The sequence below is a fragment of the Sphingomonas desiccabilis genome (assembly GCF_004135605.1).
Lineage (GTDB): Bacteria > Pseudomonadota > Alphaproteobacteria > Sphingomonadales > Sphingomonadaceae > Sphingomonas > Sphingomonas desiccabilis.
The window spans coordinates 703723-723706 of record NZ_SDPT01000001.1; the positions used below are offsets into that span (position 1 = coordinate 703723).

Below are 19984 nucleotides of genomic sequence, written 5' to 3' on the forward strand. Positions count from 1 at the left end.
TTGATGCGTACAGGGAGCTTTGGGCGATTGCCCATGCGTGCGGCAGTGATGTTGGGCTCGTGCAGTGCGCTGATCCTGTCTTCAGGCTGCGCCACCAAGAGCCCGATCAAGGAGGGGACCGCCTCCGCAGTCACGCCGGTTTCGCAGTTGCAGGTGCCGGACCCGCGTCAGGCCATCGGCGAGGTCTCCGATGCCTATTACATCGGTCCGCAGGACCAACTCGATGTCGCCGTGTACCAGCTGCCCGAGCTGACCCGCCAGGTCCGCGTCGACGCCGCCGGCAAGATCGCCTTGCCGTTCGTCGGCGAGATCAAGGCGAGTGGCATGACGCCCGCCGAAGTCTCGAACCTCATCGCGTCGCGTCTGCGGGCAAAGTACATGCAGCGCCCGGAGGTGACCGTCGGCATCACCGAGGCGATCAGCCAGCGCATCACGCTGGAGGGCGCAGTGACGCGGCCGGGCATGTACCCGATCCCGGGCAAGGTCACCTTGCTGCAGGCGCTGGCGCTCGCCGGCGGGACCAACAACATCGCGAACGAGCGGCTTGTCGCCGTCTTCCGCAACGTGGGTGCAGAGCGACAGGCCGCCATCTTCGACGTGCAGATGATCCGGCGCGGGGAAGTTCAAGATCCGACGCTGTACGGAAACGATCTTGTCGTGGTGGAACGCTCGCGTGGGAAGGTCCTGCTGCGCGACGTGATCGGCACGCTGCCGGTCCTCAATGCGTTCCGCACGGTCGATCGTCTCGCCAATTAATCTCAACGTCTAAGCTGGGCTGGCACCAATGAATGAACGAAGCGTATCGGGTGACCGCATGATCCCGGCTCCCGGTGACGTGTGGGAGGGTGACGGCGGCGCACGCGGCTTCAGCCGCGACGTCACCGCAGAGGACGGCCATCGGAGCGGCCTCACGCACTACGTCATGATCCTGCGGAAGCGGAAATGGCTGATCGTCAGCACGACGGCCATCGCCCTGCTGATCGGCCTGGTTGCGACCTTGCTGGCGGAGCCGGTGTATACGGCGCGCGCAACCTTCGAAGTGCAGCGGGAAGCGCCCCGCGTCCTGGACGTCAATAGCGTCGAAGCCGACAACAACGGCGACGCACTGTTCTTCCAGACCCAGTTCGCCCTGATCAAGAGCCGTGCGTCTGCTCAAGGGATCGTCCGTCGCCTGAAGCTCGACAGCAATCCGGAATTCGTGGACGTCAGCGGCGGGCTGTTCGACGCCAAGACCGGCTCTGCCGCCACGCCGCAGGAACGCCAGAGGGCATTCGACGCGGCAACGAACAAGGTGCAGGCGGGAATCGTCGCGGCACCCTACGCCGGTTCTTCCCTCATCGAGGTGACCTACGAGAGCAACGATCCGCGCATGGCGGCTGCGGTTGCGAACGCGGCCGTCGACGAGTTCATCGAGAGCACGATCGATCGCCAATACGCCGCGTCCAACTACGCCCGCAACTTCCTGGGTCGTCGCCTGCAGGAGTTGAAGCAGCGTCTGGGTGCTTCGGAGCGCGAGCTCGTCAACTACGCCGCCCAGCAGGGCATCGTGAACGTCACCGATGCGCGAAACGCGGGGCAGAGCCAGTCGCTCGATTCCGCAAGCCTGAGCGCGCTCAACGCATCCCTCGCGCAGGCGACCGCTGCCCGCGTCCAGGCGGAGCAGAACTGGCGGCTGGCGCAACAGCCGAGCGGGCGCACTCTGCCTCAGGTGTTGGCAGACCCGCAGGTCTCGGCGCTTACCGGCCAGCTTGCCGCGCTTCGGTCCGACTATGAGCAGCGCCTGCAGACCTTCAAGCCGGAATTCCCGGCAATGGTCCAGGCCCGCGCCAAGATCACCGAGACCGAAGGGGAGCTCGCCGCCGCACGCAACCGCGTCCTTCAGAGCTTGCGCGGCAGCTACGAGCTGGCCCTCAACCAGGAGCAGGCGCTGCAGAGGCAGATGGAGCAGTCGACCGGCAAGGTGATCGACCTTCAGGGCCGCAGCATCCAATACACCATCCTCCAGCGCGAGGTGGATACGAACCGCGCGCTCTATGACGCGCTGCTGCAGCGCTACAAGGAGATCGGGGTTTCCGGTGGTGCGGGTTCGAACAGCGTGTCCGTGATCGATCGTGCGCGTGTTCCCGGTTCGCCGTCGCGCCCGATCCTGTGGCTCAACCTTGCGCTCGCGTTCCTGGCCGGTCTCGGCCTCGGCGTCGCCATTTCGCTGATCCTCGAGTTCGTCGACGACACGTTCAAGCTGCCGGAGGATGTGGAAAACAAGCTGCATCTCCCGCTGCTCGGGATGATCCCCAAGCTCGAGGAGGATCAGGTCGCGGTCGAGGAGTTGGCCGACCCGCGCTCCGGCTTCTCGGAAGCCTATTTCGCGGTTCGGACGGCGTTGCAGATCTCGGGACCCAACGGCCTGCCGCGCAGCCTCCTGGTCACCAGTTCTAATCCGGCCGAGGGCAAGTCGACGACGGCCGTCGCGCTCGCTTACAGCTTCGCCGGCGGCGGCAAGCGCGTGCTGTTGATCGACGCCGACATGCGTCGTCCGAACCTGCACAAGCTGCTGTCGACGACCAACGTGCGCGGCCTCTCGACCGTGTTGAGCGGCGAGGCCTCGATGCGCGAGGCGGTGCAGACGATCGAGGCGGGCTTCGACGTGGTGCCGGCAGGACCGATCCCGCCGAACCCCGCACGACTGCTCAGCACCGGCCTTCGTCCGCTTCTGGCCGAGGCAATGGCGAACTACGACCTCGTCCTGGTCGACGGTCCGCCGGTGGTGGGTCTCGCGGACGTGCCGATGCTCTCGGCTGCGATCGAGGCGACGGTGCTGGTCGTTCAGGCGAAGAAGAGCCGCCGCGGCGTCGTGCTGTCGGCACTCCGTCGCCTGCGCGGGAGCCGCAGCCAGATCGCGGGCGTCGTGCTCACGAAGTTCGACCGGAAGGCTGCCGCCTACTCGGATTCGCTCGACTATTCCGAGTATTACTACAGCTACGGCGAGAAGACGGCGGGCTAAGCGATGGAACGGCGGCGAAGGAGAAGCGGGCAGAAGGCGCGCAGGCGCCTGGATCCGCGCATTATAGTCGCCGCGCTTGTCTTCGCGGGGGGCGCTTGGGAGATCGGGGTGAAAGGCTTTGCGGCCGAACCCCGATTGGCGCCCTCCGTCGCCGCACGGGTGGACCCTTCGAACGGAGCCGTGCTCGCACGCTTCGCGCAGAGCCAGATCTTGCGCGACGTCCCGGTCGCGCGCGATGCCGCGCAACGTGCACTGATCCAGGATCCGCTTTCGTCTCGGGCGACGCTCGTTCTTGCGCTTGCTGCGGTGGACTCTTCGGACATTGCAGCCGCCGACAAGCTCATGGCCCGCGCGGCCGAACTCAGCCGGCGTGAGTCCACGGCCGACGCGTGGATGTTCGACCTGGACATGACCCAAGGTCGCTACGCGGACGCTTTTCGCCGAGCGGACGTGATGCTTCGGCGGGAGCCCGGACTTGCGGCCCAGATCCTCCCTACCTTGGTGAAGGTGTCCACTTTCCCGCCGGCGCTGCCGGACCTGGCAGGCCGCCTCGCCAAGCAGCCGCCTTGGCGGGGAGCCTTCTTCCAGTCTTTCATCGGCTCCGCCGACGCGGATTACGCGGCGGTACTCGCTGCGCTTCGGGACGCGGGAGGGCGGCCTACTCCCTCCGAACTCGGCTCCCTGGTAGAGCGTCAGGTGCGGCTTGGCGACGCGGATGGTGCGCGCGCCCTCTGGCAGCAGGCGACTGGCCGTTCGCTGCCGTTGATCGTGAACGGCGGTTTCGAGGGATCGGCTTCGGCGGGCTCTCTTGACTGGCAGGGCGAGCGTGCAATTGGTCGTGCCGTCGGCATCGCGCCCCGTCCGGACGGGAAGGGACCCGCGCTCCGCATCGATCCGTACGCGGTTGGAAAGCCGAGAGCCGTGATGAGCCAGTCGCTGCTGCTTGCGCCTGGCAGCTATGCCTTGCGCTACGAAGGGCGTGCAGAGGGAGGCAACGGGTCGTTGGAGGTCTCCGTGCGGTGCGCCGCCTCGAACCAGCTTCTTGCGAGAGAGCGGAACGACTTCACCCAGGGCTGGGCGACGAGCGCGCTGACCTTTGTGGTTCCTGCCACCAATTGCGCCGTCAAGCAGGTCCGCATCGCCACCGTCTCCGGGCGTCGCAGCGACGTTCCGCTGTGGATCGACAGCTTCAGCCTCCGCCGCCAGTAGGCCCCAGGGAGCGGTTTCGTCAGCGATGCAGGACGGAAGAGGCCGTTAGCCTCTTCGGCCGGCGGATCGGGCTTCTCCACCCTCAGGCGGCCGCGTGTCCGCCCCAATTCTGTACGCCGACGAAAAAAGCCCGGGCGACCTCGCGGTCACCCGGGCTTCTTCGCAAGATCAACGCCTCGTTGCCGAGGCGCCGAAATCCCTGACTTAGACGCTCGCGGGAGCGTCGTCGTCCTCGTCAACCGCGACGTAGATGCCGAGGCCGACTGCGACCAGCGCCAGGACGCCGATCAGGATGCCGCCGCCGGCGAGGTTGCTCGCCTCAGCGTTGGTCGGAACAACCGTGCGGTTCACGGCCGCAGCGCGAACGCCGAGAGTCGGTGCCTGCGCCGAAACCGCCGGTGCGCGGTTAGCCGCCACTGCCGGAGCCGCCGCCATCATCAGGGCTGCGCACGAACTTGCTACAGCTACCAGTTTCTTCATAGACCATCTCCACTGTTACGTTGCGGAATTAGAGAGCAGGTCGCATGCTGCACTGCCGAAGTCAACGCGCTTCCGGCCCGGCCCCCATATTCCATCCTCGGTGATGCATTTAGATCACTTCCTCGTAAAGCCTTGAAATAGCGTTACTCATTTGTTCAACAGTGAACTTGGCGCGGAAGTGTTGACGAGCGGATACGCCCAGGCGCTGAAGCTGGGAGCGGCTCATCGAGCGGATCAACTCCGCCAACGCTTCTACGTTCCCGGCTGGAAAAATATATCCGGAAATACCCGGAACGACGATCTCGGGCAGCGCGTCTGCGTCGCTTGCGCACACCGGCTTGCCTTGTCGCATCGCTTCGATCGCCACGAGACCGAACCCTTCCCAGCGGGAGGGCATCATCACCACGTCGCAGGCTTCGAGGAACGCCGGGATGCGATCGATGGCGACCCATCCGTAGCGCGTCACGTTCGGCGGATCAGGCTCCGCCGAGGAGTCGCCATTCGACACGCTCCGGTCCCCAACGACGTGCAGATGGACCGGGATGTCGGCGACCTGCGCCATGGCGTGGCGCAGGTCGTCGAAGCCTTTCTGCGGGTCCTGGCGGCCGACGAACAGCAGGTTCAGGTGCTCGGTGTCGAAGTTCGGCAGTGTCGCCGTTGCCACCGGGGGCGTATCAGGTGCGATGCCATTGTAGACCATGTGCAGCTTGTCCCCGGGCAGACCGACTTCGGCCGCCCGGCGTTCCTCGAACTCCGAGATGCAGAGAATGGCGTCGGTCACCCGGGCTAGCAGCCGTTCTGCCGCTGCATAGGCACGGCGCTTTGCTTGCGACACCTGCATGTTGAAGGCCCACCCGTGGGCACAGTAGACGACCCGCGGCCGTTCGCCGCGCCGCAACAACAATGGCAGCCGCACGACCAAACCCGCAAAGGTGCTGTGGATGTGGACGATGTCCGGCTGCTCGCGCCGTATCAGCCGCGCGACCTCACGGCCCATGGCGGCTAGTGCGCCGGGGCTGCGAGCCGAACTCCTGAAAAGCCGCAGTGTCGAGCTCGGCAGGGAGGCGAGGTGTTCGATTTCGTCCGCCGCCACGGCGACCAGAACCTGATCCTTCCCGTATCGCGCCTGTTGATCGGGGATCAGTTCGCAGAGGTGTGTGGCGACGCCGCCCTTCACCTTCTGCGCTACGTGGAGGATCTTCATGGGGGCGCCTTCTAGTCGCCGCGCCCGTCCCTAGGGAAGGGGCGGTGCGACTACGCCTGGACCGAGGGATCCTCGGTCAGGCGTGGGTGGGCGCTTCGGTTTGCAGCACCCAGCGTTCCCCCGCTTCGAGGCCCAGGGCAGAGAGTACACCGCTGCGATAGGCGCCCGTGTCGATCCCGATCCGGTTCGGCTTTTCCTGGACCTCGGCTGCGATGGTGTGACCATGCACGATCATCATCGCATGATCGTGGTTGCTGTCGATGAACTCGCGCCGGATCCAGCGAAAATCCGAAGGATCCTGGTCGTCCAGCGAGACGCGCGGCCGGATGCCCGCATGCACGAAGAGATAATCACCGCTGCGATACCAGTCGCGTGCACGGTCCAGGAAATCGACGTCCGCGCGCGGGATACGATCGACCAGCAACTCGGCGAGATCGGCAAAGCTGCCGCGGTCGATCTCCTCCTGCGCGACCCCGTAACTCGCAAGCGTGGCACCCCCGCCGATCTGCAGCAGGCCGCGCGCGGCGCGCGCCTCCCCGCGTGCGGCCTGTACGAAGATCTCCTCGTGATTGCCCTTGATCAGAACCGCGCGTCCGGCCGTGACCAGTTCCCGCACCAGGGCGACCACTGCGGCTGAGTCGGGTCCGCGATCGACAAGGTCGCCAAGGAACACCAGCAGGACGGTTCCGGCAGTCGGTCGGGCTCGAAGGTCGGCATCGATCCGATCGAGCAATTCCCGCAACAGGTCGATGCGGCCGTGGATATCTCCGATCGCATAGATCCGCTGTCCCTCGGGAAGCTTGTAGCTTCGGCATTCCGCTTTTCGGCGTTTGAAGAACATCATCACCTTGAAATGTCGCAGAATCGCAGTGGCCGCCGCTCTTGATAAGAGTGCAGGCTGAACGCAAGGCGAATTGCGTGCGCTTGCCTCGCGGAGTCGAGATGCTAGCAGGGGGGATGCCGCGTTTTTCTCCGGTCCTGTGCGCCTTGCTGCTGTCGTTCACGACACCGGCCGCTGCAATCGGGGCCTTTGCGTCCGCCGTGTCCGCGAACGACGACCTGCTGGCACTGCGTACGCTGGATCGACGGATGGAGACGGTCGGCTATCGTCTGGCGGCACGGGCCGCGCGTTTGTGTCCGGAGAAAGCGCCGCTGCCGGGCTTTCTGCTGCACGACGTCAGCCAGTATGGCGAGTCGGATCGCGCGGAGGTGCGCACCACCTTCGGGATCGGCAATGCGCCATCGGTGCTGGCACTGGCGCCGGACAGCCCAGCCGCGCACGCGGGGCTTCGCGAGGACGATGGGATCGTCGCGATCGACGGCCGGCCCGTGCCCGATCTGCCGAGCGGCACCAGCGGGACCTTCACGCGCCTCGTGGCAGTGACGGACCAGCTCGAGAAGGCGCTGGCCGGCGGTGCGGTGACGCTGACGGTCGAGCGGAGCGGCGCGCGGCAGGAAATCCGGTTCACCCCGGAACAGGGATGCCCGTCGCGCTTCCAGACCCGGCCGTCGGATACGCTCGATGCCCGCGCCAACGGCGACTATGTCGAAGCGACCACCGCAATGGTCGCCTACGCCGGGGACGATGCCGAGCTTGCAGCCGTGCTGGGGCATGAGATGGCGCACAACATCCTGAAGCACCGCGCGCGCCTCAATGCCGCGGGTATCCAGCGCGGCCTGCTCCAGCAATTCGGCCGCAACGCGCGGCTGACTCGCAACACGGAGGTCGAGGCGGATCGGTTCGGCGTGTACCTGATGGCCCACGCCGGTTTCGATCCGCAGGCGGCGGTCCGCTTCTGGGAACGCTATGGCCGCGAACATGGCGCCGGCATCTTTCGCGCGGCAACGCACCCGAGCGAGCGGCGCCGCATCGAGATCATCAAGGCCGAGATCGCCCGCATGCGACGCCTGGAACAGGCCGGGCAGGAGCCGCTGCCCGACCTCGGCAGCCAGTCCGACTAGCGCTCAGCCTGCGACGCGCAGGCGAGGCGCCGTGGCCAGAGCCTTGGGTTGGTCCGGCCAGATGCCGCGCGCGTCGTGCACGCGCTTTTCGGCGCGCTCGTCCAGTGGCACCGAGCGGAAGATGTCGTGGTCGACCAGCACCACGAACGCGGGGCAGGTCTCCAGTGCGGTGTCGAGGTCGATCAACTGCGCGCCGGTGCCCTCGAACGCCTGCGGCAGGCGTGCGGCATAGGGCTCCACGATCCGGACGCGATCGCTGAACCGCTTCGCCAGGTGCAGCGCGACCTTGAGCGCGGGGCTCTCACGAAAGTCGTCGATGTTCGCCTTGAACGCGAGGCCCAGGCACGCGATCGGCGCTCCCGGCATCGCCTCTGCGAGTGCTTCTGCCCGGGCGATCGTGTGGGCGATCTTCGCGTCGTTCACCTCGCGCGCGGTGCGGATCAGCCTGGCATTCTCCTGGTCGGCATGCACCAGGAACCAGGGATCGACGGCGATGCAGTGGCCGCCCACACCCGGCCCCGGCGACAGGATGTTGACCCGCGGGTGGCGGTTGGCCAGCCGGATCACCTCCCAGACGTCGATGCCCATCGTATCCGCCACGACCGACAGTTCGTTGGCAAAGGCGATGTTGACGTCGCGGAAGGCGTTCTCGGTGAGCTTGGTCATCTCTGCCGCACGCGCCGTGGTGGTCACGCACGCGCCCCGCACGAAGCGGCGGTAGAAATGCAGTGCCTTGCGGGCACAGCGGGGGGTGATCCCGCCGATCACCCGGTCGTTGTCGATCAATTCGACGAGGATTCGCCCGGGCAGCACGCGCTCCGGGCAATAGGCGATCGCGACGTCCGCGGTTCCGCTGCAGTGGCCGGGGATTGCCAGGTCGGCCCGCCGTTCGGCGAGCAGTGCCGCTACCTTCTCGGTGGTGCCGATCGGGGAGGTGGACTCCAGGATCACGGCATCGCCCGCCTTGAGCACGGGCGCGATGGTGGCGGCGGCTTCGAGCACATAACCGACATCGGGCTCATGGTTCGGCCCAAAGGGGGTCGGCACCGCGATGACGAACACGTCGGCCGGCGCGACCTGGGTCGAGGCCCGCAGCAGCCCGCGTGCGACCACGCCCGAAACCAGGCCGTCGAGGTCGATCTCCTCGATGTGGACCTTGCCCGAGTTCACCGTCTCGACCACCCGCGGATCGACGTCGATGCCGAGGACCGAGGCACCGGAGCGCGCGATCACCGCGGCGGTGGGCAGGCCGATATAGCCCAGCCCCACCATGCAAACCTTCAGTTCAGAGTCCGAAATCACGTGCCACGATCTCCGCGATCCTTGCCGATGCCCGGCCGTCGCCGAACGGATTATGCGCGCGGGCCATGGCCGCATAGGCGTCATGGTCGTCGAGGAGCGTGGAGATTCCCGAAACGATACGATCTTCGTGCGGGCCGACGAGGCGCGCGGTGCCGGCGGTGACCCCCTCCGGCCGCTCGGTCGTCTCGCGCATCACCAGCACCGGCTTGCCGAGCGCGGGTGCTTCCTCCTGTACCCCGCCCGAATCGGTGAGGACGACGTGCGCGAGTTCGAGCGCGCGGATGAAGTTGGGGTAATCCAGCGGCGCCACGCGCGCGACATTGGCACGCTCTCCGAGCACCGCATCCATGGCCGCGACCACGTTCGGGTTGGGGTGCACCGGGAAGAGCACCGCCACGTCCGGGCGGTCGGCGATCCGCCCCACCGCCCGCGCGATCGCGGCCATGCCGTCCCCGAAGTTCTCGCGCCGGTGCGTGGTCACCAGCACCACGCGCTTGCCGGCGAAGCGTTCTGCGATCGGTCCGATCCCGGCGGCGAGAGCCGGATCTGCCGTGATACGGTTTCGGGTCGCGTGCAGTGCGTCGATGACCGTGTTGCCGGTGACGTGGATGGATGCAGGGGAGACGTTCTCCGCACGCAGGGCGGTGGCGGCAGTCTCGGTCGGCACGAAATGGAGGTCGGCGATCGGGGCGACGATGCGGCGGTTCACCTCCTCTGGCCAGGGCTGGTAGATGTCGCCCGAACGAAGGCCTGCCTCGACATGGCCGACCGGGATCTTGCGGTAGTAGGCGGCAAGGGCGCCCACCATCGCCGTCGCCGTGTCGCCCTGGACGATCACCCGGTCGGGACGCTCGCGGTCCATCACCTCGCCCAGCGCCAGCAGCAGACGGGCGGTCAGGCGATCCAGCGACTGACCAGGCTCCATCAGGTCCAGATCGATGTCCGGGGTGACGCCAGCGATCGAAAGCACCTGATCGAGAAGACCGCGATGCTGGGCGGTGACGCAACTGCGCACCGCAAGTCCGGGGAGCTCCGCGAGCGCGTGCAGGACGGGGAACAGTTTGATCGCTTCGGGCCGTGTACCGAATACGACCAGAATGCGTCGGTTTTGGTGCGGTGCCATGGCAGCCTTCTATCGCGGATGTTTAGGGAGTGCTAATCGCGCGAAGGTATCGGGCAGGGGGGCCTGACCGTCTATCGGCCGTCCGGCCGCGCTGGCACATCACAGGGAGCAAGCATGTCCATCAAACCACTTCGCAAGGCGGTGTTTCCGGTCGGGGGTCTGGGGACCCGCTTTCTGCCGGCAACCAAGGCCATGCCGAAGGAAATGCTTCCCGTCGTGGATCGCCCGCTGATCCAATATGCGGTGGACGAGGCGATCGAGGCGGGCATCGAGCAGATGATCTTCGTCACCGGTCGCGGCAAGCACGCGATCGAAGACCATTTCGACATCGCCTACGAACTGGAATCGACGATGTCGGGCCGCGGCAAGTCGCTCCAGGTGCTGGACGCCACGCGTCTGAAGCCGGGCCGTGTCGCCTATGTCCGTCAGCAGGAGCCGATGGGTCTCGGCCACGCCGTCTGGTGTGCGCGCGACATCGTCGGCGACGAGCCGTTTGCGGTGCTGCTCGCGGACGACTTCATGGTCGGCCAGCCGGGCTGTCTCAAGCAGATGGTCGAGGCGTACAACAAGGTCGGCGGCAACCTGATCTGCGCGCAGGAAGTGGCCGACGACCAGACCGACAAATACGGCGTCATCACGCCGGGAATGCGCGACGGCACGCTGACCGAAGTGAAGGGCCTTGTCGAAAAGCCCAAGGCAGGGACGGCGCCGTCGAATCTGGCGGTGATCGGTCGCTATGTCCTGCAGCCCGAGGTCATGCGCATCCTGGAAACGCAGGAAGCCGGTGCGGGTGGCGAGATCCAGCTGACCGACGCGATGGCGCGGATGATCGGCAACCAGCCGTTCCACGGCGTGACGTTCCAGGGCGTCCGCTACGACTGCGGCGACAAGGCGGGCTTCCTCCAGGCCAATCTCGCAACGGCACTGGCGCGCGAGGACGTCGGCCCCGCGGTCCGGGCCTTTGCCCAGGACCTGCTCGCCTGACCGACGGCGCCCGGTTTGCAGCCGGGCGTCAGAACGCCAGCAGGCGATCCTCGCCCAGGGTCGCCAGCAGGCTGACCAGCCCGCCGGCCGTCGTGCCGGCGGGGAGCTCGGCCATCGAAAGACCCGTCAGGGCTAGGCCCGACTGGCAGACCAGCAGTTCCACGCCGCTCTCACGGGCGATCGCGACGAGATCGGCCCGGCTCGGCAACCCGGCCACGGCAAATCGAGCGGCATCCGAATCGGCGGACGCTTGGAGCAGCACGACCGCGTCTTCATGAAGGAACACGCGCGCCCGGCCGCCCAGCGCGGCAGTGGCCGCAGCGGTGGAGAGCGCCGCCCGAAAGCGGACGGGATCGGCAGTCGCGACGAGGACGGTCAGCCCCCGCATGCGGGGCACCCCGGATCCTTGGGGAGCAGGAGCGTCCGGAAGCGCAGCGCCAGCGTGTCGATCAGCAGCAGCTTGCCCGCGCTATCCTCCCCGAAACCGGTGATCGCGCGGATCGCCTCCAGTGCGGCGAGGCTGCCGACCACGCCGGTCAGGGCGCCGAGCACGCCCGTGTCGGCACAGCTGCGATCCGGGCGTTCCGGGTCCTGGCCGACGAAGCAGCGATAGCAGGGCTTGTCCGCCTCCCAGCCGCGGAACACCCCCAGCTGTCCTTCGAACTCGCCGACTGCGGCGGCGACCAGCGGCACGCGAGCTGCAAGCGCCGCATCGGCGACCGCAAGCCGCGTGGCGAAATTGTCGGTTCCGTCGACCACCACGTCCATGCCGCCGACCAGCCCGGCTGCGTTGGCCGGATCAATCCGGACCTGATGCACCGTGATGGATACGTGCGGATTGAGGCGTGCGACCGCACGGCTCGCGATCTCAGCCTTCGACTGTCCCAGATCCTCGGTGCCGAAGAGGGTCTGGCGCTGGAGGTTCGACAGCTCGATCCGGTCGTCGTCGATCACGCTGAGCCGCCCGACCCCCGCCGCGGCAAGATACTGGATCACCGGCGAGCCGATGCCGCCTGCGCCGACCACGCATACATGCGCGGCGGCGAGCCTGGCCTGCCCGGCGCCGCCGACCTCCCTCAGCACGATGTGGCGGGCGTAGCGCTCCAGCTCCGCGTCGGTCAGGATCATTCGGGCAGGTCGAAGGTCATGCTCGCGCGGTACCACGTGCCTTCCACGGCGAACCGCGTGTTCAGATTGTCGCGCGCGAAGCCGAGCACCAGCCCGGCCGCATATTGTTCCACGGTCGGGCAGTTGATGGCGCGAGGAATGGTCGCCCGCACGCTCGCGCCGCTGCCGATCAGGACGGCAACGTCGGCATGGACGCGGCGCTTGCCGGCGATCGGCGCCGGAGGCGTGCAACGGCCATGGGCCATCTCCCCCTGGACGAAGCGGACCATCTGCGGCGTCACTTCCGGTTGGCTACGGTAGGGGAGCGCGTCCAGTGCATCCCAGTCGATCGGGGACGTACGAAGGGGATCGGGCTCCGCCGGCGGTGGCGTCAGCTGCGCAGCGAGCGCGGCCATCAGGGCGAAGAGGACGGTCACCGCCCGGTCGACCCGAAGCCGCCACCGCCACGCGCGGTCTCGTCCAGGCTCGTGACCTCGTCGAGCGTCGCGCGCAGCACCGGGGCGGGCACGAGCTGTGCGATGCGCTCGCCGCGGCGGATGGCGAACGGCTCCTGTCCGAGGTTGACCAGGATCACCTTCACTTCGCCGCGGTAATCACTGTCGATCGTGCCGGGCGTGTTGAGGCAGGTGATGCCGTGCTTGATTGCAAGGCCGGAGCGCGGACGGACCTGCACTTCGTAACCCGAAGGGATGGCCAGGGCGAAACCGGTCGAGACCGCGTGCCTGGCGCCCGGCGCGAGCATGCAGTCTTCGGCGGCGACGATGTCCATGCCGGCGGCACCTGCCGTCGCATAGGCCGGAAGCGGCAGTCCCCGGCCGTGTTCCAGGCGAAGGACGGCGATGCGAATCGCGCTGTCGCTCATTGGCTGGCCTGCAGCGAGGCGAGCATCCGGGTCGTGGCCGAGAGCACTTCCGGGTCGTTCAGGATCTCGTTGCCCTTGCGTGGAAGCACGCGGAAATCGGTCGCGATCCCGCGCAGCGCGAGCGCTTCCGCATAGCCGCGCGAGAATTTCGGGGGCGTGATCGGATCCTCGGAGCCGACCAGCAGCGCCGCCTTGGTCTGCGGGCGCACACCGCCTACCGTCATCAGCGGATCGAGACTGTCGGGCGCAGGCTTGAACGACGTGCCGGGCATCCGCTTCTCCATATGCTTGCGCCATTCGGGCAACATGCACGGACAGGCGGCGAGCACCATACCATCGATCAGCTTCGGCCGCAGGCCGGCGAGGTCCGCCACCAGTGCCGCGCCGCCGCCGTCTCCAACGAGGACGGTGGGGACGCCGCGATAGCGTTCGCGCCCGGCCTCGATCCGGTCGGCAAAAGCCGTAATGCGATCCCGCGTGAAACCGCGGGTCATGCCCTTGTCGGCATCTCCCTCCGGCACGGGCTGGGTAAGCGCCACCACCCGCGCGCCAGGGGCCGCCGCCGCCAGGTCGCGGGCGAAGCGGTGGTGATCGGCCGCATCCGAACTCGCGCCGTCCCGGTGCAGCACATAGACCAGCGCCTTGACCGAGCGCCGGCCGCTCGCACCGAACGCCTGCTCCTGCACGCGCACTACTGCCGCGCTGTCGGAGCCCGGACGAGCGCTGTCGCCGGCGCAGCTTGCGAGCGCGAGACCCAGGGCGACGGGGAGCAGCCTATGCCAGCCCATGCGCGATCCGTTCCGCCAGACGCTCCGCAACCAGGTCCTTGTCCATTCGCTCCCAACTTTCCACGCCATGTTCCGTCACCAGGTGGATCGCATTGGCGGTCCCGCCCATCACGTCCCCCGATACGTCGTTGGCGACAATCCAATCTGCGCCCTTCCGTGCGCGCTTCCCGGCGGCATGGGCGAGTACGTCGTGCGTTTCCGCCGCGAACCCGATCAGCAGGCGCGGCCGCCGCGGGCTATGCCCGAGCCTCGCGAGGATGTCCGGGTTGGGGACGAGCTCCAGCCGGTCGCCCATGTCCGCCTTCGCGCGCTTCAGGGGTGCGGCCTCGACCCGCCAGTCCGCAACGGCTGCCACCATCACCGCGGCATCGGCCGGAAGCGCCGCATCGACTGCATCGGCCATCTCGCGCGCGCTTTCCACGTCGACGCGGGACACGCCCGGCGGGGTCTCAAGTGTCGTTGGCCCCGACACCAGCGTCACGCGCGCGCCGAGCTTCGCCAGCGCGCCCGCGATCGCATAGCCCTGACGGCCGGACGAGCGGTTGGCGATGTAGCGCACCGGGTCGATCGCCTCATGCGTCGGCCCCGCCGTCACCAGCACGTGCCGCCCGGCGAGCGGCCGGGCTGCGGGCACCAGGGCGCGTTCGATCGCGGCCAGGATTGCCGCCGGTTCCGGCAGGCGGCCTGAGCCATATTCGCCGCACGCCATCGTCCCTTCGTCGGGTTCGAGCACGGCGACTCCGTCGCGACGCAGCTGCGCAACGTTGCGGACGGTGGCGGCGTGCTGCCACATGCGCACGTTCATCGCGGGCGCGGCGAGCACCGGCTTGTCGGTCGCGAGCAGAAGCGTCGTCGCCAGATCGTCGGCCATGCCGGCCGCCATCTTCGCGAGCAGGTCTGCCGTCGCCGGGGCGACGACCACCAGGTCCGCCTCGCGGCTGAGCTGGATGTGGCCCATCTCGGCCTCATCCTTCAGGTCCCACAGGCTGGTGTGGACTGGTGCCTCCGAAAGCGCGGCAAGCGTCATCGGGGTGACGAAGTGCGCGCCTCCGCCGGTCAGTACGCAGCGCACCGAAATGCCGGCCTTGCGGCACAGGCGGATCAGTTCGCACGCCTTGTAGGCGGCGATGCCGCCGCCGACGATCAGCAGGATGCGCTTCATCGCGTGATTCTCTGCACCCGAACCCGCCGCCTGTCGAGCAGCACGCGGGCGAGGTCGCGCAGCCCGTCCGGCGCGAACGCCAGGCCGACCAGCAGCAGGGGCGCGACGAGGAACGCCCAGTAGAAGCCGTCCGCGCCCGGGAGGATGGCTGTCGCGGCAGCATAGACCGCCAGCGTCACGGTCACACGCAAGGCGATCGGATCATCCCACATCGCCCAGCCGAACAGCGCGATCGCGACCAGCAGCGCGGCGATCGCGGCCGGCAGCAGGTGGAGCACGGTGGTGGTGATGGCGGCGCGCACGAAGAAGCCGAAGCCGTGCAGGCCCGCCGCGTCCGACGCGGCCGGATCCAGCGGGCCGACGACCTGCGCGACGGCCTGGGCATGGAACACCAGGACGATGGCCAGCAGACCGACGCCCGCCGCCCAGCCCAAAGCCTCGCGGCGGCGTCCCTCGGCAAAGGCGAGCAGCCCCATGGCGATGGCGTAGAAGGCCGCGGTCTCGCGGATCAGCATCGCCGCGGTGGCGATGGCGACTGCCTCTACCCAGCGCTCCTGGTGTCGGATCGCCAGCGACAGAGCGACCAGCATGCCTGCCCAGGTTTCGGGGAAGAGCGCCACGTCGGGGGCCAGCAGGCCAACCATTCCGCCCGCCAGGAGCAGCATGCCGCCGAACACCGGCAGCGGCCGGGCCAAGGCCGCGTGCAACCGCTTCTGCCAGGCAAAGGCGGTGCCGATCGCCAGCAGCAGGAGCAGCAGGATCGAAACCAGCCCCGGCAGCGCTGCGAGCACCACCGGCAGCGTGGGCAAGGGGAAGGTCAGGAACGGCTTGAGCGGATAGCCGCCGGCGCGCAGCATCCGCGCGGTTGCCGGGTAATAGGCCTCGCCACCGCGCAGCGCGCCGACGATGCCATCGTGCACGCTGATGTCGCTCTGCTCGATCGCGGCGCGCGGCGCTGGCACGCTCCCGCCGCGCACGCCCATCAGCGCACCGGCCGCGACCAGCAGCAGGAACAGGACCAGCGCCACTGCCTGGTTGGCCGAGAGGCCGCTGGCCCGGCTTGGGCGGACCAGCCACAGCGGGCGGGCGGGCCGCGCCATCAGCTGGCCAGCAGCGTCGCCGCTACCGCCAGCGCGGCGCTCACCACGGCCACGCCGATGTACCGCCATCCGCCGCCGACGCGGATGACCTCGATTTCGCGCAACGGCGGGGGAGGGGGCGCACCCCCTGGCGTCGGATAGCGCGCTTCCAGGTTGCGGATCAGCTGCGGCAGCCGCGCAAAGGTGCGCAGGTCGGTGACGATCCGGTCGGCGACCGCCGCCTCGGGGCCCAGCTCATCGCGGATCCAGCCGCGCACGAACGGCGCCGCCGTTTCCCACAGGTTGATGTCGGGATCGAGCGCGGTGGCCACGCCCTCCACCATCACCATGGTCTTCTGCAGCAGCAGCAGGTGGGGCTGGGTCTGCATGTCGAAGTCGCGCGTGATGTTGAAGAGGCTCTCCAGCATCATGCCGACCGACATGTCTTTGACCGCCAGCCCGCGCATCGGCTCGCCCACCGCGCGCAGCGCTGTTGCAAACTCCGCGACATTGTGGTGCGCGGGCACATAGCCCGCCTCGAAATGGATTTCGGCGACACGGCGATAGTTGCCGGTGATCAGGCCGTAGAGGATTTCGGCAAGCCACACCCGTGCCCGCCGGTCGATGCGACCCATGATGCCGAAGTCGATCGCGCAGATGCGCCCGTCCGGCAGCGCGAACAGGTTCCCCTGGTGCATGTCGGCGTGGAAGAAACCCTCCGCGATCGCCTGCCGCAGGAACGCCTGCACCAGCTTGCGCGCCATCGCCGGAAGGTCGTGGCCCGCCTCGATCAGGGCGGCACGATTCGACAGCTTGATGCCGTCGATCCACTCGATCGTCAGCACCCGGCTGGTGGTGCGCTGCCAATCGACCGCAGGAACGGTGAAGTCCGGCTCCGCCTGCATCGCCTCGGCGAGTTCCGAAGCGGAGGCCGCCTCGCGCCGGAGGTCGAGCTCGCGCGCGGTCCAGCGCTTCATGGTCTCGATGACGAGCCGGGGGCGCAGCCGCTTCAGCTCGCCGCCATAGGCCTCGAGCTGGGCGGCGGCCCATTCATAGGTGTCGATCGCCTGGTTGAATTCGTGCTCGACGCCCGGACGCAGCACCTTGACGGCAACCGTGCGGCCATCGGTCGTGACGGCGCGGTGCACCTGCGCGATCGAGGCAGCACCGACCGGCACTTCCTCGATTTCGGCAAACACGCTTTCGATCGGCCGGCCGAGACCGGCCTCGATCGCCGGGCGGATCACCGACCAGGGGAGCGGCGGCAGCGCGTCCTGCAGCGCGAGCAGGTCGTGCGCCGGACCCTCGCCGACCAGATCGGGACGGGTGGCTAGGGTCTGGCCGAGCTTGATGGCAGCCGGGCCAAGCGCCTGTAGCGCTTGCGCGTACCGCGGCTCCTTGGGCGCGAACATGCCCATCTGAAGGAGGCGTGCAACGCGGCGGAGCCCCGGCGGGGTGCTCGGGTCTCGCTCAAGTCCGCGCAGCGCGCCGTGGCGTGCCAGAGTGCGGCCCCATTTCCAAAGGCGCCAGCCGTGGGTGATCTTGGAGGTCATGCCCGATCCTCGATGCGGCGGGGACGGGGGCTCAGATCTTCCACCCGCTGTGGATCGCGACCAGACCGCCGAGCAGCGGCTCCACCTTGGTCCGGACGAAGCCAGCGTCGCCGATCATGCGCTCGAACGTCGGCATGTCGGGGAAGCGGCGGATCGATTCGATCAGGTAGCGATAGCTGTCCTCGTCATCGGCGAGGAGCTTGCCGAGCTTGGGGACCAGCTTGTGCGAATAGGCGTCGTACACCTCGGCGAAGCCCGGCCACTGAGTGGTCGAGAACTCCAGGCAGAAGAAGCGGCCGCCGCGGCGCAGCACACGGTGCGCCTCGCGCAACGCCTTGGGGATGTCCGTCACGTTCCGGATGCCGAAGGCAATGGTGTAGGCGTCGAAGAAGCGATCGGGAAACTGGAGCACTTCTGCGTTCGCTTCGGTCCACACCAGGCCGTCGATCCCGCGCTGCTGCGCGCGGCCCATGCCGACTTCCAGCATCGCCGGATTGATGTCGGCGACCGTGATCGATGCGCCCTTGGCCGCCATGCGGAAGGCGATGTCCCCGGTGCCGCCAGCCATGTCGAGGATCTGCTCGCCCGGCTGCGGCTTCACCCGCCGCACGAAGCGATCCTTCCAGAGCCGATGCATGCCCCCCGACATGGCATCGTTCATCAGGTCGTAGCGGGAGGCTACGCTGGCGAAGACGTCCCCGACACGGCGGGTCTTTTCCTCGGGGGCGACTTCTTCATAGCCGAACGAGACGGTGTTGGTCATGCAAGCGCCTTAGCCAAGCCTTGTGGCCCGGGCAAACCCTGCCTAGCTCCCACCCATCATGCCCGAGCTTCCCGAAGTCGAAACCACCGTGCGTGGGCTGCGCCCGGTGCTGGAGGGGCAGCGCATCGCGCGTGTCGTGCCCCGCCGCGCCGACCTGCGCCGCGCGATCCCCGAGGACCTGGGCCAGCGGCTCACCGGCGCGCAGGTGACCGCGCTTGGCCGCCGCGCCAAATACGGCCTGATCGATACCGACCGCGGGGACACCCTCGTCTTCCACCTCGGCATGTCCGGGCGATGGCGCGTCGATCCTTCGGAACTGCTGCCGCACGACCACCTGCTGATCGAGACCGAGGCGGGAAGGTCGCTCGCGTTGAACGATCCGCGGCGATTCGGCTCGCTCGATCTGTTGCGGACCGAATCGCTCGACGCATGGGCGCCGTTCCGCGCGCTGGGGCCGGAGCCGCTGGGCCCCGAGTTCACCGGCGGCCATCTGGCGCAGGCATTCGCCGGCCGGGTCGCGCCGGTAAAGGCGTTGCTGCTGGACCAGCGGATCGTCGCCGGGCTCGGCAACATCTATGTGTGCGAGGCGCTGAACCTGGCGCGAATCGCTCCGTCGCGGGGGGGCGGGCAGATCGCGCGCGCCCGGCTCGACCGGCTGGTGGAGGCGATCCGCACCGTCCTGCTCGCCGCGATCGAGGCGGGCGGCTCGACCTTGCGCGATTATGCGCGGCCGGATGGCGAATTGGGCTATTTCTCCAAGCAGTGGCGGGTCTATGGACGCGAGGGTGCCGCCTGTCCCTGTGGAGGGACGGTGCAGCGCCGCACCGAAGGCGGGCGTTCCACCTTCTGGTGCCCCAAGTGCCAGCGCTGAAAAGCTTGACCTTTTCGACGGTGCGCGGTAGGGGCGCCGCTTTCCCGGGCCGTGGAGTTTCTGCGCCCGTTCATGCAGCACAGGATCAGGACGGCACATGGCGAACACGCCACAGGCGAAGAAGCGTATCCGGCGCAACGAGCGTCGCGCGGAAATCAACGGCGCGCGGGTCAGCCGCATCCGGACCTTCATCAAGAAGGTCGAGTCGGCGCTGGCATCGGGCGATCGTGAGGCGGCTTCGGCTGCTTTGACCGCAGCGCAGCCGGAACTGGCGCGGGGCGTCGCCAAGGGCGTGCTCCACAAGAACACTGCGTCGCGCAAGTTCGCACGCCTGACCAAGGCGGTGTCGTCGCTCGCCTGAGCGCACGCACAAGCAGGTTGAAAAGGGCTTCGCCGGGGTGCCGGCGAAGCCCTTTTTTCGTGCCTGCAATCCGCGGTCCGGGACGAATCAAGTACGCGCAGGCAAGTCACGGACAAGTCACGGATTTGTCACGATTCGAACGTGACGGAAAC

Annotated in this window: 21 protein-coding genes; 7 read left to right on the top strand and 14 right to left on the bottom strand. The window is 68.0% G+C overall.

Annotation, left to right across the window (positions count from 1 at the left end; all coding sequences use genetic code 11):
- Nucleotides 1–33 precede the first annotated feature (33 nt).
- The 3 genes from EO081_RS03300 to EO081_RS03310 all read left to right on the top strand — a co-directional run bounded on the left by EO081_RS03300 (nt 34) and on the right by EO081_RS03310 (nt 4210).
- A complete protein-coding gene (locus tag EO081_RS03300; RefSeq protein WP_165284477.1) occupies nt 34–756 on the top strand; it encodes a polysaccharide biosynthesis/export family protein in 723 nt (240 codons plus the stop codon).
- Between the two features lie 58 nt (nt 757–814).
- The gene (locus EO081_RS03305) at nt 815–3001 is read left to right on the top strand and encodes a GumC family protein (protein WP_165284479.1); all 2187 of its coding nucleotides are present in this window, start codon (nt 815–817) and stop codon (nt 2999–3001) included.
- A 108-nt stretch (nt 3002–3109) separates the two neighbouring features.
- Nucleotides 3110–4210: a tetratricopeptide repeat protein gene (locus EO081_RS03310; RefSeq protein WP_129340493.1), complete on the top strand. Its 1101-nt coding sequence runs from the start codon at nt 3110–3112 to the stop codon at nt 4208–4210.
- A 204-nt stretch (nt 4211–4414) separates the two neighbouring features.
- Here the strand turns inward: EO081_RS03310 and EO081_RS03315 are convergent, their stop codons facing one another.
- From EO081_RS03315 to EO081_RS03325, 3 genes are all read right to left on the bottom strand, one after another.
- A complete protein-coding gene (locus tag EO081_RS03315; protein WP_221214946.1) occupies nt 4415–4690 on the bottom strand; it encodes a hypothetical protein in 276 nt (91 codons plus the stop codon).
- Between the two features lie 109 nt (nt 4691–4799).
- Nucleotides 4800–5894: a glycosyltransferase family 4 protein gene (locus tag EO081_RS03320; protein ID WP_129340494.1), complete on the bottom strand. Its 1095-nt coding sequence runs from the start codon at nt 5892–5894 to the stop codon at nt 4800–4802.
- Between the two features lie 76 nt (nt 5895–5970).
- Nucleotides 5971–6738 (bottom strand): metallophosphoesterase family protein, encoded by a 768-nt coding sequence (locus EO081_RS03325; protein WP_129340495.1) that lies wholly within the window; start codon nt 6736–6738, stop codon nt 5971–5973.
- 113 nt (nt 6739–6851) lie between these two features.
- Here EO081_RS03325 and EO081_RS03330 point away from each other — a divergent pair, with 113 nt between their 5' ends.
- On the top strand, nt 6852–7856 hold the full coding sequence (locus tag EO081_RS03330; RefSeq protein WP_165284481.1) for a M48 family metallopeptidase: 1005 nt from the start codon (nt 6852–6854) through the stop codon (nt 7854–7856).
- A gap of 3 nt (nt 7857–7859) precedes the next feature.
- Here the strand turns inward: EO081_RS03330 and wecC are convergent, their stop codons facing one another.
- The gene (gene wecC / locus EO081_RS03335; protein WP_129340497.1) at nt 7860–9158 is read right to left on the bottom strand and encodes a UDP-N-acetyl-D-mannosamine dehydrogenase; all 1299 of its coding nucleotides are present in this window, start codon (nt 9156–9158) and stop codon (nt 7860–7862) included.
- The gene (gene wecB / locus EO081_RS03340) at nt 9142–10281 is read right to left on the bottom strand and encodes a non-hydrolyzing UDP-N-acetylglucosamine 2-epimerase (RefSeq protein ID WP_183947811.1); all 1140 of its coding nucleotides are present in this window, start codon (nt 10279–10281) and stop codon (nt 9142–9144) included. The genes wecC and wecB overlap by 17 nt, the downstream gene beginning before the upstream one ends.
- Before the next feature lie 114 nt (nt 10282–10395).
- Here wecB and galU point away from each other — a divergent pair, with 114 nt between their 5' ends.
- Entirely contained in the window at nt 10396–11265 is an 870-nt protein-coding gene (gene galU / locus EO081_RS03345; RefSeq protein ID WP_129340498.1) for a UTP--glucose-1-phosphate uridylyltransferase GalU, read from the top strand.
- A 28-nt stretch (nt 11266–11293) separates the two neighbouring features.
- Here the strand turns inward: galU and EO081_RS03350 are convergent, their stop codons facing one another.
- Genes EO081_RS03350 through EO081_RS03390 form a run of 9 tightly spaced genes read right to left on the bottom strand, consistent with a single transcriptional unit; the run spans nt 11294 to nt 18600 of the window.
- Nucleotides 11294–11653 carry a DsrE family protein gene (locus EO081_RS03350; protein WP_129340499.1) on the bottom strand — a complete coding sequence of 120 codons (360 nt, stop codon included), beginning with the start codon at nt 11651–11653 and terminating at the stop codon, nt 11294–11296.
- A complete protein-coding gene (locus EO081_RS03355; protein ID WP_129340500.1) occupies nt 11641–12393 on the bottom strand; it encodes a HesA/MoeB/ThiF family protein in 753 nt (250 codons plus the stop codon). Before EO081_RS03355 ends, EO081_RS03350 begins: the two co-directional genes overlap by 13 nt.
- Entirely contained in the window at nt 12390–12809 is a 420-nt protein-coding gene (locus EO081_RS03360) for a hypothetical protein (protein WP_240697522.1), read from the bottom strand. The genes EO081_RS03355 and EO081_RS03360 overlap by 4 nt, the downstream gene beginning before the upstream one ends.
- The gene (dut, locus tag EO081_RS03365; protein WP_129340501.1) at nt 12806–13255 is read right to left on the bottom strand and encodes a dUTP diphosphatase; all 450 of its coding nucleotides are present in this window, start codon (nt 13253–13255) and stop codon (nt 12806–12808) included. Before dut ends, EO081_RS03360 begins: the two co-directional genes overlap by 4 nt.
- Complete coding sequence (locus EO081_RS03370) at nt 13252–14043, bottom strand: alpha/beta hydrolase (RefSeq protein WP_240697523.1); 792 nt, start codon at nt 14041–14043, stop codon at nt 13252–13254. The genes dut and EO081_RS03370 overlap by 4 nt, the downstream gene beginning before the upstream one ends.
- Entirely contained in the window at nt 14030–15205 is a 1176-nt protein-coding gene (gene coaBC / locus EO081_RS03375) for a bifunctional phosphopantothenoylcysteine decarboxylase/phosphopantothenate--cysteine ligase CoaBC (RefSeq protein WP_129340502.1), read from the bottom strand. Before coaBC ends, EO081_RS03370 begins: the two co-directional genes overlap by 14 nt.
- Entirely contained in the window at nt 15202–16305 is a 1104-nt protein-coding gene (locus tag EO081_RS03380; RefSeq protein WP_129340503.1) for a hypothetical protein, read from the bottom strand. The genes coaBC and EO081_RS03380 overlap by 4 nt, the downstream gene beginning before the upstream one ends.
- Nucleotides 16305–17837, bottom strand: coding sequence for a 2-polyprenylphenol 6-hydroxylase (gene ubiB / locus EO081_RS03385; RefSeq protein WP_129340504.1), 1533 nt, complete (start codon nt 17835–17837; stop codon nt 16305–16307). Before ubiB ends, EO081_RS03380 begins: the two co-directional genes overlap by 1 nt.
- Nucleotides 17838–17868: 31 nt before the next feature.
- Complete coding sequence (locus tag EO081_RS03390) at nt 17869–18600, bottom strand: class I SAM-dependent methyltransferase (RefSeq protein ID WP_129340505.1); 732 nt, start codon at nt 18598–18600, stop codon at nt 17869–17871.
- A gap of 58 nt (nt 18601–18658) precedes the next feature.
- Here EO081_RS03390 and mutM point away from each other — a divergent pair, with 58 nt between their 5' ends.
- Together mutM and rpsT are read left to right on the top strand one after the other, a co-directional pair.
- The gene (gene mutM, locus EO081_RS03395; protein ID WP_129340506.1) at nt 18659–19471 is read left to right on the top strand and encodes a bifunctional DNA-formamidopyrimidine glycosylase/DNA-(apurinic or apyrimidinic site) lyase; all 813 of its coding nucleotides are present in this window, start codon (nt 18659–18661) and stop codon (nt 19469–19471) included.
- A gap of 97 nt (nt 19472–19568) precedes the next feature.
- Nucleotides 19569–19832 (top strand): 30S ribosomal protein S20, encoded by a 264-nt coding sequence (gene rpsT / locus EO081_RS03400; RefSeq protein ID WP_125961013.1) that lies wholly within the window; start codon nt 19569–19571, stop codon nt 19830–19832.
- Nucleotides 19833–19984 lie beyond the last annotated feature (152 nt).

Excerpts from the sequence above, each read along its gene's own strand:
- EO081_RS03300 (WP_165284477.1), top strand. The coding sequence starts at position 34 with ATGCGTGCGGCAGTGATGTTGGGCTCGTGCAGTGCGCTGATCCTGTCT.
- EO081_RS03305 (WP_165284479.1), top strand. The coding sequence starts at position 815 with ATGATCCCGGCTCCCGGTGACGTGTGGGAGGGTGACGGCGGCGCACGC.
- EO081_RS03315 (WP_221214946.1), bottom strand. The coding sequence starts at position 4,690 with ATGAAGAAACTGGTAGCTGTAGCAAGTTCGTGCGCAGCCCTGATGATG.
- EO081_RS03320 (WP_129340494.1), bottom strand. The coding sequence starts at position 5,894 with ATGAAGATCCTCCACGTAGCGCAGAAGGTGAAGGGCGGCGTCGCCACA.
- EO081_RS03325 (WP_129340495.1), bottom strand. The coding sequence starts at position 6,738 with ATGATGTTCTTCAAACGCCGAAAAGCGGAATGCCGAAGCTACAAGCTT.
- EO081_RS03330 (WP_165284481.1), top strand. The coding sequence starts at position 6,852 with ATGCCGCGTTTTTCTCCGGTCCTGTGCGCCTTGCTGCTGTCGTTCACG.
- wecB (WP_183947811.1), bottom strand. The coding sequence starts at position 10,281 with ATGGCACCGCACCAAAACCGACGCATTCTGGTCGTATTCGGTACACGG.
- galU (WP_129340498.1), top strand. The coding sequence starts at position 10,396 with ATGTCCATCAAACCACTTCGCAAGGCGGTGTTTCCGGTCGGGGGTCTG.
- EO081_RS03350 (WP_129340499.1), bottom strand. The coding sequence starts at position 11,653 with ATGCGGGGGCTGACCGTCCTCGTCGCGACTGCCGATCCCGTCCGCTTT.
- EO081_RS03355 (WP_129340500.1), bottom strand. The coding sequence starts at position 12,393 with ATGATCCTGACCGACGCGGAGCTGGAGCGCTACGCCCGCCACATCGTG.
- dut (WP_129340501.1), bottom strand. The coding sequence starts at position 13,255 with ATGAGCGACAGCGCGATTCGCATCGCCGTCCTTCGCCTGGAACACGGC.
- EO081_RS03370 (WP_240697523.1), bottom strand. The coding sequence starts at position 14,043 with ATGGGCTGGCATAGGCTGCTCCCCGTCGCCCTGGGTCTCGCGCTCGCA.
- coaBC (WP_129340502.1), bottom strand. The coding sequence starts at position 15,205 with ATGAAGCGCATCCTGCTGATCGTCGGCGGCGGCATCGCCGCCTACAAG.
- EO081_RS03380 (WP_129340503.1), bottom strand. The coding sequence starts at position 16,305 with ATGGCGCGGCCCGCCCGCCCGCTGTGGCTGGTCCGCCCAAGCCGGGCC.
- ubiB (WP_129340504.1), bottom strand. The coding sequence starts at position 17,837 with ATGACCTCCAAGATCACCCACGGCTGGCGCCTTTGGAAATGGGGCCGC.
- EO081_RS03390 (WP_129340505.1), bottom strand. The coding sequence starts at position 18,600 with ATGACCAACACCGTCTCGTTCGGCTATGAAGAAGTCGCCCCCGAGGAA.
- mutM (WP_129340506.1), top strand. The coding sequence starts at position 18,659 with ATGCCCGAGCTTCCCGAAGTCGAAACCACCGTGCGTGGGCTGCGCCCG.
- rpsT (WP_125961013.1), top strand. The coding sequence starts at position 19,569 with ATGGCGAACACGCCACAGGCGAAGAAGCGTATCCGGCGCAACGAGCGT.